Source organism: Anaerocolumna sedimenticola, from assembly GCF_009931695.1.
GTDB lineage: Bacteria > Bacillota > Clostridia > Lachnospirales > Lachnospiraceae > Anaerocolumna > Anaerocolumna sedimenticola.
The window spans coordinates 4081525-4094313 of record NZ_CP048000.1 but is presented as its reverse complement, the minus strand read 5'-3'; the positions used below and the strand labels follow the sequence as shown (position 1 = coordinate 4094313).

At 36.7% G+C, this 12789-nt stretch carries 14 protein-coding genes; all 14 read left to right on the top strand.

What is annotated here, in order from left to right:
* The first annotated feature begins 38 nt into the window (after window positions 1-38).
* The 14 genes from Ana3638_RS18180 (at window position 39) to ispG (ending at window position 12765) form a co-directional block, all read left to right on the top strand.
* Window positions 39-1211, top strand: coding sequence for an aminotransferase-like domain-containing protein (locus Ana3638_RS18180; protein WP_161839299.1), 1173 nt, complete (start codon window positions 39-41; stop codon window positions 1209-1211).
* 220 nt (window positions 1212-1431) lie between these two features.
* On the top strand, window positions 1432-1647 hold the full coding sequence (locus Ana3638_RS18175; RefSeq protein ID WP_161839298.1) for a YhcH/YjgK/YiaL family protein: 216 nt from the start codon (window positions 1432-1434) through the stop codon (window positions 1645-1647).
* Window positions 1648-1667: 20 nt separating this feature from the next.
* Entirely contained in the window at window positions 1668-2291 is a 624-nt protein-coding gene (locus tag Ana3638_RS18170) for a GntR family transcriptional regulator (protein WP_161839297.1), read from the top strand.
* A gap of 66 nt (window positions 2292-2357) precedes the next feature.
* The gene (locus tag Ana3638_RS18165; protein ID WP_161839296.1) at window positions 2358-3278 is read left to right on the top strand and encodes a dihydrodipicolinate synthase family protein; all 921 of its coding nucleotides are present in this window, start codon (window positions 2358-2360) and stop codon (window positions 3276-3278) included.
* A 204-nt stretch (window positions 3279-3482) separates the two neighbouring features.
* Window positions 3483-4712: a polysaccharide deacetylase family protein gene (locus tag Ana3638_RS18160; protein WP_161839295.1), complete on the top strand. Its 1230-nt coding sequence runs from the start codon at window positions 3483-3485 to the stop codon at window positions 4710-4712.
* A 26-nt stretch (window positions 4713-4738) separates the two neighbouring features.
* A complete protein-coding gene (locus Ana3638_RS18155) occupies window positions 4739-5359 on the top strand; it encodes a bactofilin family protein (RefSeq protein ID WP_161839294.1) in 621 nt (206 codons plus the stop codon).
* A complete protein-coding gene (locus tag Ana3638_RS27130; RefSeq protein WP_408609529.1) occupies window positions 5356-5502 on the top strand; it encodes a polymer-forming cytoskeletal protein in 147 nt (48 codons plus the stop codon). The genes Ana3638_RS18155 and Ana3638_RS27130 overlap by 4 nt, the downstream gene beginning before the upstream one ends.
* A 158-nt stretch (window positions 5503-5660) precedes the next feature.
* A complete protein-coding gene (gene pyrH, locus Ana3638_RS18150) occupies window positions 5661-6365 on the top strand; it encodes a UMP kinase (RefSeq protein ID WP_161840621.1) in 705 nt (234 codons plus the stop codon).
* A gap of 90 nt (window positions 6366-6455) precedes the next feature.
* The gene (gene frr, locus Ana3638_RS18145) at window positions 6456-7010 is read left to right on the top strand and encodes a ribosome recycling factor (protein WP_161839293.1); all 555 of its coding nucleotides are present in this window, start codon (window positions 6456-6458) and stop codon (window positions 7008-7010) included.
* 114 nt (window positions 7011-7124) lie between these two features.
* Window positions 7125-7823, top strand: coding sequence for an isoprenyl transferase (locus Ana3638_RS18140; RefSeq protein ID WP_161840620.1), 699 nt, complete (start codon window positions 7125-7127; stop codon window positions 7821-7823).
* Window positions 7824-7838: 15 nt separating this feature from the next.
* Window positions 7839-8636 carry a phosphatidate cytidylyltransferase gene (locus tag Ana3638_RS18135; RefSeq protein WP_161839292.1) on the top strand — a complete coding sequence of 266 codons (798 nt, stop codon included), beginning with the start codon at window positions 7839-7841 and terminating at the stop codon, window positions 8634-8636.
* A 287-nt stretch (window positions 8637-8923) separates the two neighbouring features.
* Window positions 8924-10075 (top strand): 1-deoxy-D-xylulose-5-phosphate reductoisomerase, encoded by a 1152-nt coding sequence (locus Ana3638_RS18130; protein ID WP_161839291.1) that lies wholly within the window; start codon window positions 8924-8926, stop codon window positions 10073-10075.
* A 42-nt stretch (window positions 10076-10117) separates the two neighbouring features.
* Window positions 10118-11482, top strand: a complete 1365-nt coding sequence (gene rseP / locus Ana3638_RS18125) for an RIP metalloprotease RseP (protein WP_161839290.1) — start codon at window positions 10118-10120, stop codon at window positions 11480-11482.
* Between the two features lie 218 nt (window positions 11483-11700).
* Complete coding sequence (gene ispG / locus Ana3638_RS18120; protein ID WP_246240349.1) at window positions 11701-12765, top strand: flavodoxin-dependent (E)-4-hydroxy-3-methylbut-2-enyl-diphosphate synthase; 1065 nt, start codon at window positions 11701-11703, stop codon at window positions 12763-12765.
* The last annotated feature ends 24 nt before the right edge of the window (window positions 12766-12789 follow it).

Genomic DNA, 12789 nt, shown 5'->3' with positions numbered 1-12789 from the left:
TATCAACAGGATGTCTTTGGATTCAGAATGGAGGATATATGAATACAGCATATTCGGATCGGATATTAAAAACACCAAAATCGTTTATCAGAGAAATATTAAAGGTTACTGAAGTGAAAGATATTATTTCCTTTGCAGGAGGTCTTCCAAATCCGATATCTTTTCCACAGGATACTTTGCAGGAATCTATGAACCGAATTGTAAATGAGGAGGGGGCTAAACCTTTTCAATATTCTACCACGGAGGGACTTAGGCCTTTAAGGGAATATATTGCGGAGAGATATGAAAAGCAGCAAAATTTAAAAGTATCTGCCGATGATATATTGATAACGACAGGATCTCAGCAAGGACTGGACTTGATGGGAAAAGTTCTGGTAAATAAGGGAGATGCTATACTGATTGAAAAACCTGGCTATCTTGGAGCTATTCAGTCTTTTAGTTTATATGAACCTGAATTTATCCAGATAAACCTTAATGAGAACGGATTAGATACGGATCAGTTGGAGCAAGAATTGAAGAAGCAGCAGGTTAAGTTAATCTATACCGTACCAAATTTTCAGAATCCGACCGGTCTTACCTATTCTAAGGAAAACAGAAAAAAAATTGCCGATATTCTTTCTGATTATCCTGCCATTTTAATAGAAGATGATCCCTACGGCAATTTAAGTTTCGATGGGGAAATTTATCCGTACATAACGGATGGTAAATTATTAAATGGAGTACTATTTGGTTCTTTTTCCAAAATAATTACTCCGGGGATGCGTATAGGATGGATATGTACTAAAAACAGGGAATTAATGAGTCATTTAGTTACTGCCAAACAGGCATCGGATCTGCATACGAATATTTTTTCTCAATATTTGATTAATGATTATTTAAGGCAGAATGATATTGATATACATATCAGCAAAATACGCAGCCTTTATAAAGAACAGTGCGGTGCCATGTTAAATGCCATTGACAGATACTTTCCGAAAAATGTCCGGGTTACTAGGCCAAAAGGAGGAATGTTTCTCTGGGTTACACTGCCGGATGGGAAAAGTACCATGGAACTGTTTTATAAAGCCTTGGAGAAAAATGTATCCTTTGTTCCCGGTAATCCGTTTTATGTACAGGGAGAATCATTTTCCACAATGCGGTTGAATTATACGAATTCCAGTAAGGAGATGATAGAAGAGGGAATAAAAAGGCTGGCTGGTGTGATGTTGTAGATTGACAAAAAAGGGGAACAGGTGTAGAATAGTTCTGATATATCACAAGATATATCAGAACTATTCTATTTTTATTTCCGCGAAAGCAAAGTGAGAATTAGCAAGCTTGCTTACAATAATTCGAACGCGCACGCGAGCGGAAGAAACTCGCAAAGCGTGTTTCTTCCGGTTTGATTTGAAATGCTTTAAGTCCTAAGACATCCGTGGGAAAGGGGAAAATATGATTTACGGAAATATAAACTATCAGAGAAAAGAGACGGACCAGAAAATAAAAAAATGCCTGGCTTATCTGGAACAGGAGAATTTATCCCAAAAGGAGCCGGGGAGATATGAAATCAAAGGTAAAGATATTTTTATCAATATAGTAACTTACGAAACGGCACCGGTGGAGCAGAAAGAGTGGGAAGCCCACAAACAATATAATTATAGTGAGTGATAGCTCAGAAAGGAATGATTATGGGACAATCATTATCAGCGCAAATTTATGATGTATTAGTAGAAAAAATATTATCGAATGAACTTTCTTCCGGAGAGTTTATCAACCGCAGGGATGTTGCGGCACAGATGAATGTCAGTGCAGCTCCTGTCCTGGAGGCCATGGTTAAATTGGAAAACGAAGGCCTGTTGGAGACAATTCCCAGAAAGGGCACCCGTGTCAGACTGGTACAAAACGCTGATATTTCAGGCTATTTATTAATCCGGGAAGGGTTGGAATGCTCGGCAGCCCGAATATACTGCGGAGAGATGATAAAATCAAAACTGGATTATTTCATTCCCTTAGCGGAGGAAATTGATCAAGTACTTTATCGTTCCAAGGAATTTTTTAAGATGGACCGTGAATTCCATCACGAGTTGATTAAATTATGTAATAATTCTATTGTAACAGAAGAATATGAAAGAATCACCCAATTGGGTTTATTTTATAATACCAACCGGTTTGTAACAGCGGTGGAAGCTGCGGAACGTCACAGCCATGTAAAATTGGTCAAAGATCTGGCTGAGGTTACCCCGGGTGAAGCATACTGTATCATGAGAGAACATATCATCAGCGGTAAGGGACACCTGATCCTGACGAAATAGAGTTATTCACGGTTAGTTAACTAACAACCGGTTGGTAATCTAAATCATAGGAAAGAAGGTTCTAATATGAACGTAAAATTAAATAAATATCATGGAATATTCCCGGCATTTTATGCTTGTTATGAAGATAATGGTGATATCTCACCGGAAAGAACCGAGGCTTTTACAAACTATCTCATCGAAAAAGGTGTACAGGGACTTTATGTGGGTGGAAGTTCAGGCGAATGTATCTACCAAAATATCGAAGAACGTAAAATTGTATTGGAAAGTGTTATGAAAGCAGCAAAAGGAAAAATCACTATTATAGCACATATTGCTGCTCCCTCCACCAGAGAGAGCATAGAGCTTGCCAAACATGCAGAGTCCTTAGGGGTGGATGCAATTGCTGCCATTCCACCGATCTATTTTGTGCTTCCGGATCATGCTATCTATCAGTACTGGACGGATATGATTGAGGCAACTGGTCTGGATTTCTTTATCTATAATATTCCCGGAACCACCCATTATAACCTGTCCATGGATCTGTTTAAAAAGATGATCCGAAACAAAAAGGTAATCGGTATTAAGAATTCTTCCATGCCGGCCCAGGATATTCAGAAGTTTAAGGCAGCAGGCGGAGAGGACTTTATCGTATTCAACGGTCCGGACGAGCAATTTGTCAGCGGACGTATCATTGGAGCTGATGCCGGTATCGGCGGTACCTATGCAGCTATGCCGGAACTTTTTCTGGCAGCGGACAAGGCAATCAACGAAAGCAATTTAAAACTGGCCCGGGAAATACAGTTTGCAATTAACGATATCATATTCACCGTATTATCCTGTACAGGCAATCTGTACGCTGTATTTAAGGAAATATTAAAGCGAAAGGGTATGAATATTGGCGGAGCGAGATTGCCGCTTGCCCCGGTGGCTCCGGAAGATGAACCGGTTATTCTCTCCCTGATGGATAAAATTGATACAGCTATTTCAAAATATGCAAAAGAGTAATAAACATTATAAGAAAGAGACTTTTACATAAGTATTAAACTTTAATTGGTTCGGTTGCTAAAACAACCGTACCAATTGCTGTCTGTGCCGGATAAAACGGAATAGGTATTTTAATTTATTTATATAAAAAAATATATTAATTTTCATCATAATGTGTTAAAATATTCCTTGTATCAATGAATGGTAATTAGAGGGGAAAATGTTTTGGACAAAGAAAAGCAGAATAATAATAGCAATTCCAATACTCCAAGAAACAACCGCGTTAAACGCATTAAGTTATACATTATTATCATTGCTTTCGTTTTATTAATTCTGCCAACTATCTTATGTATTGTATTGTTTGTCAGACTGAATTTTATACAAAAGCAGTTGGATATTTTAATGATAGACCGGTATGGGGTAACTTATAGCAGTAAAAATCATACGAGCAATGAATCAGTAGCTTATGCGGCTACTATTTATAAAAGCAGTGCAAACAGCAGCTCAACAAAAACTAAACAGGCGGAAGATAAGAATTCACTCGGTGGCAAATTACCTTCTCTTGAAGAAAATAGCAGGAGCGAATATAATAATAAGGGGACGGAAACTAACAGCAATAAGAAGAGCGGCATAGACAAAAACAATTTAAAAGATGTTATAAATGCCGTTAGCGACAACACTTCAGGAACAAATAAGAAAACCGGAAATGCTGCGAATGAGGATAAGACATCTAGTACTAAGGTTAATTCAAATATTGCCAAAGATACAATCAAGGGAAAAAAGTCTGCTGATAGTAAGTACAAAGATTTTGATAAAAAGACAGTATATATTACATTTGATGACGGACCAAGTAAATATACGGATGATATATTAAAAATTTTAGCAGACTATAACGTGAAAGCAACTTTCTTTGTTATAGGCAAGACGGATGAATATTCAAAAAAAATGTATAAAGAAATTTTAAAAGAAGGCCATGCACTTGGGATGCATTCCTATTCCCATGACTACAGTAAAATTTATAAATCCGTAGAAGATTTTGATAAGGACTTTACAAAGATAAGGGATTTGTTATATGATACTACTGGATACCTTTCTTCCATCTATCGCTTTCCTGGTGGAAGCAGCAGTAGTGTAATGAAAGAAGATGTTTCTGTATTTATCAAATATCTGAATCAGAAATCTGTTGTATATTTTGATTGGAATGTTGTGAGCGGAGACGCAACGGGAGTCGATTATTCTCCTAAGCAATTATATAACAATGTTATAAATGGAATTAAATTACATAACAGATCCGTTGTATTAATGCACGATACTGACATGAAAGAAAATTCGGTTAAATCTCTAAAGATGATACTAAAAACATTAACTGAACAAGGAGTAAAAATATTACCATTGAATGAAAAAGTAACACCCATACAACAAGTAAAAATTGATTCAAATGAACTAAAAAAATAAAGTTATTGTATACAGGAGGATAAAATATGGGTTTTTTTAAAGATTTCAAGGACGATTTATCTCAGGCAGTAAATGAACTATTACCGGAAGAAGTGTTTGATGGCGATGCAGAGGTTAATACTTTAGAAGATGGAGCAGAAGTCACAGATACAGAGGCTGCTGCAGCTGAAGATATAACAGATGCGGATATGGATGATGATAATGTAGATATGGATATTCTGGATGCCATATTAACTACGGACGAAGATGGAAAAGAAGAAAGTCAGGAAGAGAAAGAAGAAATAGAAGACGAACCAGAACAAGAAACAAAGAAAGAAAGTAGTTCCAAAGAACCGCCTAGATATAGTAGTGACGAAGTAACTATAATAACCAAAGGAACCGTTCTAACCGGTAACATTACATCAGAAGGTTCACTGGAAGTTATGGGTACGATAAAAGGTGATATCGAGTGTCAGGGTAAACTTTCTATTGTTGGTTTAGTAACCGGAAATTGTATTGCATCTGAAGTTTATATTGGTGCAAAACGCTTTGAAGGCAGTATTACCAGTGAAGGCAGTATAAAGATTGGGCTTGGTACAGTTGTAATTGGTGATGTAACAGGTACTTCCTGTGTAATTGCAGGAGCTGTTAAGGGGACGTCGATATAAGCGGACCTATTATAATAGATTCTTCTGCGGTAATAAAAGGAAATATTAAAGCACAGTCCATCCAGGTCAACAATGGTGCTGTGATTGACGGTTTCTGTTCTCTGTCCTATGCATCCATAGATATTGATAATATTTTTGAATAATTGGATTCAGAATTTTTATTCAGAGAGATGTTTGCGATATCAAAACTGGATGGTTGAAAGAAAAAATTAATAGAAAGGGACGCCACATTCAGATTCTTTCAACCTATTTTATTGTGGCAGTACCGTTTGCAGACGAGCGGTATATAATGGGTGTTAATATGAACAGATATAAAAGAGTCTTACTGAAATTAAGCGGAGAGGCTCTGGCTGGTGATAAAAAAACCGGCTTTGATGAGAGTACCTGTATAGCAGTAGCAAATCAAGTGAAACAGTTGGTAGAGGATGGCGTTGAAGTTGGAGTAGTAATTGGCGGCGGTAACTTCTGGCGTGGAAGGACAAGTGAAACGATTGACCGTACGAAAGCTGATCAGATAGGTATGCTGGCAACTGTTATGAACTGTATTTATGTATCTGAAATATTTCGGTATGTAGGAATGAATACACAGATTCTAACACCTTTTGAATGTGGCAGTATGACAAAACTTTTCTCAAAGGATAGAGCAAATAAGTATTTTACCAAAGGTATGGTAGTATTTCTGGCAGGTGGAACCGGCCATCCTTATTTCTCCACAGATACCGGTGTAGTTTTACGCGCAGTTGAATTGGATGCAGATGTTATTTTAATGGCAAAGGCTGTTGATGGTGTTTATGACAGTGATCCGAAAAAGAATCCGAATGCAAAGAAATTTGATGAAATCAGTTTGCAGGAAGCCCTGGACCGTAAGCTTGCGGTAGTTGATTTATCAGCAACTGTTCTTAGTATGGAAAACAGGATGCCAATGCTAGTATTTGCTCTTGAAGAAGAGAATAGTATTGTGAAAGCAGTTAGCGGTGATTTTAGCGGAACCAGAGTAACTGTATAAAAACGAAATAGTGACTATTCAGTCGCCGAGGTTTTACGAATTTATCGGATTACCGAATAGGTACGAAAATATATCATTGGAGGAATTATTATGGATTCAAGAATTGAACAATACGAAAGCAAAATGATGAAATCATTAGATAACCTAAAAGAGGAATTTTCGACGATACGTGCAGGAAGAGCAAATCCACATTTATTGGATAAGCTTAGAGTAGATTACTACGGAACTCCATCCTCTCTTCAGTCTGTGGCTAATATTTCAGTTCCGGAACCGAGAGTTATTCAGATACAGCCTTGGGAGAGCAAGCTAATCAAGGAAATAGAAAAAGCGATTATGGCCTCCGATTTAGGTTTGACTCCTAATAATGATGGTAAAGTGATTCGTTTAATTTTCCCTGAATTAACAGAGGAAAGAAGAAAAGATTTGGTTAAAGATGTTAAAAAGAGGGCGGAAAATGCGAAAGTAGCAGTTCGTAACATAAGAAGAGATGCAAATGATGCCATAAAGAAAATGAATAAAAACAGTGAAATATCTGAAGACGAAGTAAAAGTTCTGGAAGATAGCATTCAAAAAGCGACTGATAAATATATTAATGATATCGATAAGATTACGGAAGATAAATCAAAAGAAATTCTGACCGTATAAGACTTTAAACAAAAGGGGCTGTTGCAAGTTTAATAACCCGATGGAAAGCAACAGTCCCTTAACTACGAATATTTTTTGGAGGTCTCCATGGGAGATATTTATGATCAGGAAGGTATGAAAATACCGGAACATGTTGCTATTATATTAGACGGTAACGGCCGTTGGGCTAAAAAGAAATTGATGCCCAGAAATTATGGGCATGCGCAAGGTAGTAAAAATGTAGAGAAGATTTGTGAAGAAGCATACCACATGGGCGTAAAATATTTGACAGTATACGCGTTTTCTACGGAGAACTGGACCAGACCTCAGGATGAGGTTGATGCCCTTATGAAATTACTGCGTAGTTATATGAAAGATTGTTTGAAAACCAGCAGTAAAAATAATATGAAAGTACGAATTTTGGGCGATATCTCCAAATTAAATAGTGATATAAAAAAGAGTATATTAGAGTTGGAAAAAGCATCAGCAGAGAATACGGGGCTAAACTTTCAGGTGGCTTTAAATTACGGTGGCAGGGATGAAATTATAAGAAGTATCAAAAAACTTGCGACAGATGTTAAAAGTGACAAAATAAGTTTAGATGATATAGATGAAAATAGTTTTAAAGATTATTTAGATACAAGAGGTATACCTGACCCGGACCTTTTAATCAGAACGAGCGGGGAACAGCGTATTTCTAATTTTTTATTATGGCAGTTGGCTTATACGGAATTTTATTTTACAGATACATTATGGCCTGACTTTGACAAGGGAGAATTGAGGAAGGCATTTGAATACTACAACAGTAGAAATAGAAGATTTGGAGCGGTATAATAGGAGGAAAAATATATGTTTTGGGTAAGATTCCGTAGTTCCGTTGTTCTTGTCATAATTGCGGTTAGTACGCTTATTTTAGGTGGAAATGTATTATTTTCTGCAATATTGGCTATTTCACTCATAGGTATGATGGAGTTATACCGGACCATTAAGTTAAATAAATCTCTTATAGCTATTCTGGGTTACGTAGCGGCTGTATTATTTGATCTTATCATAAAGTTTCATATGGAAAAGTATAACATGCTGTTTATTATCCTCTTCCTATTGCTATTAATGATGGTTTATGTATTTACTTACCCCAGATACCATATTGAGGAGATATCTATTATATTTTTTGGTTTATTTTATGTAGCAGTTATGCTTAGCTTTGTATATCAGGTAAGAATGCTTACGGATGGATTTATACTGGTATGGTTAATCTTTATCGGAGCCTGGGGTTCCGATACCTGTGCGTACTGTGTGGGTATTCTTATAGGTAAACATAAAATATTACCAAAACTAAGCCCTAAAAAATCTCTCGAGGGTTGTATCGGTGGTGTACTTGGAGCAGCATTATTAGGTTTTATTTATGCCGGTATTTTAAAAGACAATATAGCTGGAGACGGGAATCCTCAAATAGCTTATGCTATCATCTGCGGTATCTCAAGTATTATCTCCCAATTAGGAGATTGGGCGGCTTCCGCAATTAAAAGAAATCATGATATTAAAGATTATGGAAATTTAATTCCCGGACATGGCGGTATCTTAGATCGTTTTGACAGTATCATTTTTGTTGCACCGGTAGTATATATATTATCCAATATTTTGTAATTACAGAGCTTTCACAGATTATTTTTATGGTTTTACACTTAATAAATCCTTAAAAACCGGAGAAACAGATAAACTGTTTCTTCGGTCGTACTAACTATAAAATCATATACGGATAAATTTAACAGTAACAAATATTCTATTCTAGTGTAAAATATATTATAGGAACGAAAAAACGTGGTCCTATAATCAGGCGTGGGGCTGAATAAAGCAGTGCCTTTTATCCGAAATAGGATGATTTTAATTTTAAATAGAATGATTTACTGGAACATATTAGAAAAGAGGTAAAAATGAAACATATTTCTATTCTTGGGTCGACCGGTTCCATAGGTACCCAGACTCTGGAAGTTGTCAGATGGAATCAGGATATAATGGTGCAAGCTTTAGCAGCAGCCAATAATATAGATTTATTAGAAAAGCAGATTCGGGAATTCTCTCCGAAAATTGCGTGTGTTTGGGATGAAAAAAAAGCAAAGGAACTTGCAGTAAGAATAAAAGATTTACCCGTGCCCGTTGTATCCGGGATGGATGGACTGATTAGCTGTGCAACAGAGAAAAATACTGAAACAGTTGTAACTGCAATTGTCGGGATGATAGGAATACAGCCTACGATAGAAGCAATTAAAGCAGGTAAAGATATTGCAATTGCGAATAAAGAAACATTAGTAACTGCTGGACATATTATAATGCCATTGATAAAGGAATACGGTGTTAAGCTGTTACCGGTTGACAGTGAACATTCTGCCATTTTTCAGGCCCTTAACGGGGAAGAGTCAAATAGTATCAGCAGAATTATATTAACAGCTTCCGGCGGGCCTTTCCGTGGTAAAAAAAGAAACGAATTAGAGAACATACAGGTTGAAGATGCACTGAAACATCCTAATTGGTCCATGGGGAGAAAAATAACCATTGATTCTTCCACAATGGTCAATAAAGGGCTGGAAGTTATGGAAGCCAAATGGTTATTTCATGTTGATTTGGATAAAATACAAGTTGTAATACAGCCGCAGAGTTTAATTCATTCTGCAGTTGAATTTGAGGATGGAGGTATTATAGCCCAGATGGGCACACCGGATATGAAACTGCCTATTCAATATGCGTTATATTATCCGTCCAGAAGAAAGCTTCCCGGAACCAGAGTTGACTTTTTCCAAATTGGTAAATTATCGTTTGAAGAACCGGATTTTGAAACATTTAAGGGTTTAGCATTGGCTTATCAGGTAGCCAGGGATGGCGGCAGCCTCCCCACTGTTTATAATGCGGCAAATGAATTAGCAGTTGCGAAATTCTTAAACAGGGAAATAAAATATCTGGATATTGCAGATCTTATCGAAACAGCAGTTCAAAATCACAAAATAATACAAAATCCATCAGTTTCTGAAATTCTTAATATTGAAGCAGAAACATATGATTTTATTAGGCAACTTACTGCAAAAAGATAAATGGGATTGGAATTTATTTTTACTAAAATATAGGAGGTAAGGATGAATATTATTATTGCAATTTTAATATTTAGTTTAATTATTGTTATTCATGAGCTGGGTCATTTTCTTCTTGCTAAGAAGAATGGAATATTTGTAACAGAGTTTTCCATCGGTATGGGTCCAAGAATAATTTCTTTGGTCAAAACGGAAAAAGGATATCGACCCAGGTTTATTTTATCCCAGCATGAGTTTGATACCACTCCTGAGTGGAAAGATACTACTAAGTATTCCTGGAAGCTACTGCCCATAGGTGGTTCCTGTATCATGATGGGTGAGGATGAGATTGTTGAAGATAACAGAGCTTTTAGTAAAAAAGGGGTATGGGCAAGAATTTCTGTTGTTATAGCCGGACCGTTTTTTAATTTTCTGTTAGCTTTTGTCTTAGCAATGTTTATAATCGGTGTTGTAGGGTATGATCCTGCATCCATTACCAGTGTAGCAAAAGATTCTCCTGCAGCGAAAGCTGGAATTCAGGTCGGAGATGTAATTACGAAAATAAACGGAAATAACATAGATATTGGAAGAGATGTATTAACTTATTTGCAATTTAACCCATTAAGTGATGAAACGGTCAATTTAACATATCAAAGAAATGGTGAAAAAAATAATGTGACCTTAACACCTCTTATGGTTAAAACATATATGCTGGGCTTCGGTTACCAACCGGATGAAGCTGCAGCAAGCATTAATTCCGTTTATGAAGATATGCCTTTAGCCAAAGCCGGATTACAAAATGGAGATATTATAGCAAAAATCAATAATACTACTATTAAAAACGGAATTGAGTTAAATCAATATTTTCAAGATAATCCGTTATCAGACCAGCCACTTACGATCACTTATTCCAGAGCTGGAACAGAAAAAACGGTTGAAATTACACCGGTTTTATATAGTGAAAATTATAGTATCGGTTTATCTGTGAATTCCGGCAGAGTAAAAACAGATGCATTTGGTGTTGTAAAATACAGCGCTGTGGAAGTGAAATATTGGATTAAGACCACTATTGAAAGCTTAGGACAGATTATAAGAGGTAAAGTAAGCAAAGATGATATCGCAGGCCCGGTAGGTATTGTGAGTTATATTGGAGATACTTATCAGGCAAGTAAAAGCGAAGGAGTATTATCCGTATTTTTAAGCCTGGCCTATATCAGTATTTTACTCAGTGCTAACTTAGGGGTAATGAATCTTCTTCCGATTCCGGCACTTGACGGGGGACGACTGGTGTTCCTTATATTAGAATTATTCCGAGGCAAACCTGTGGACCAGACCAAGGAAGGTTTAGTTCATATGATTGGATTAGTTGCATTAATGATACTGATGGTATTTGTTATGTTTAATGATATTAGCAGGCTTTTTCATTCATAAAGCTGATTACAAAACATAGACTAATTGTTTAAAGTAAGGTTTCTGATCTTTACTTAGTGCAGTTAGTCTATGAGTTTATAGAGGATTGCAAAGGGTATTTGTGTGAAAGAAAATTTATTAAAGAAAGGAATGCCATATCTAGATTCTTTCACCCTGTGAAACATATTTCACAGGTTATTATGTGGCAATAACAGGTCTGTGAGCAGATGTGTTATGTAATGGGTATTAAAATGAGAGAGAATACAAAAATAATTCATATTGGAAATAAAGTAATCGGAGGAGGTAATCCAATACTGATTCAGTCTATGACGAATACGAAAACAGAAGATGTACAAGCTACCGTTAAGCAAATATTAGATCTGGAAGCAGCTGGCTGTGAAATAATAAGGAGTGCGGTTCCCACGCTAGAAGCCGCTAAAGCATTTCATGAGATTAAAAAACAGATTCATATACCACTGGTGGCTGATATTCATTTTGATTATCGTCTGGCAATTGCGGCAATGGAAAATGGAGCTGATAAAATCCGTATTAATCCGGGTAATATTGGAAGCACCGATAAATTGAACGCAGTTATTAAGGAAGCCAGAGACAGAAATATACCGATTCGTGTTGGAGTAAACAGCGGTTCCCTGGAGAAAGAACTGGTTTTAAAATATCAAGGAGTTACAGCGGAAGGACTGGTTGAGAGCGCTTTGGATAAAGTTCACATTATTGAAGATTTGGGCTATGACAATCTGGTAATCAGTATTAAATCTTCAGATGTATTAATGTGTATAAAAGCACATGAACTTATAGCGAAACAAACCGTTTATCCTTTACATGTAGGGATTACGGAAGCCGGTACGGTTACCTCCGGTAATATTAAGTCTGCCGTTGGATTAGGAATAATGCTTTATGAGGGTATCGGTGATACTATTCGTGTATCTTTAACAGGTAATCCCTTAGAGGAAGTGAAATCGGCTAAAATAATATTAAAAACCTTAGGCCTAAGAAAAGGCGGTGTGGAATTAGTATCCTGTCCTACCTGCGGCAGAACGCAGATTGATTTAATAAAGCTGGCAAGTGATGTGGAAGATATGATACAGGATATAAACCTGGATATTAAGGTAGCGGTTATGGGCTGCGCCGTAAACGGACCTGGGGAAGCGAAAGAAGCTGATATCGGCATTGCGGGAGGCAGAGGAGAAGGCATCCTTATTAAAAAAGGAGAAATTATCCGAAAAGTTCCGGAACAGGAACTATTAACAGCACTCAGGGAAGAACTGTTGCATATGCAGGGATGAGTCAATAAGTACCATAAATAAGAT

Coding starts and splice junctions, on each gene's coding strand:
- Ana3638_RS18180 (WP_161839299.1), top strand. CDS start 39: ATGAATACAGCATATTCGGATCGGATATTAAAAACACCAAAATCGTTT.
- rseP (WP_161839290.1), top strand. CDS start 10,118: ATGAATATTATTATTGCAATTTTAATATTTAGTTTAATTATTGTTATT.
- pyrH (WP_161840621.1), top strand. CDS start 5,661: ATGAACAGATATAAAAGAGTCTTACTGAAATTAAGCGGAGAGGCTCTG.
- frr (WP_161839293.1), top strand. CDS start 6,456: ATGGATTCAAGAATTGAACAATACGAAAGCAAAATGATGAAATCATTA.
- ispG (WP_246240349.1), top strand. CDS start 11,701: ATGGGTATTAAAATGAGAGAGAATACAAAAATAATTCATATTGGAAAT.
- Ana3638_RS18170 (WP_161839297.1), top strand. CDS start 1,668: ATGGGACAATCATTATCAGCGCAAATTTATGATGTATTAGTAGAAAAA.
- Ana3638_RS18130 (WP_161839291.1), top strand. CDS start 8,924: ATGAAACATATTTCTATTCTTGGGTCGACCGGTTCCATAGGTACCCAG.
- Ana3638_RS18165 (WP_161839296.1), top strand. CDS start 2,358: ATGAACGTAAAATTAAATAAATATCATGGAATATTCCCGGCATTTTAT.
- Ana3638_RS18140 (WP_161840620.1), top strand. CDS start 7,125: ATGAAAATACCGGAACATGTTGCTATTATATTAGACGGTAACGGCCGT.
- Ana3638_RS18135 (WP_161839292.1), top strand. CDS start 7,839: ATGTTTTGGGTAAGATTCCGTAGTTCCGTTGTTCTTGTCATAATTGCG.
- Ana3638_RS18175 (WP_161839298.1), top strand. CDS start 1,432: ATGATTTACGGAAATATAAACTATCAGAGAAAAGAGACGGACCAGAAA.
- Ana3638_RS18155 (WP_161839294.1), top strand. CDS start 4,739: ATGGGTTTTTTTAAAGATTTCAAGGACGATTTATCTCAGGCAGTAAAT.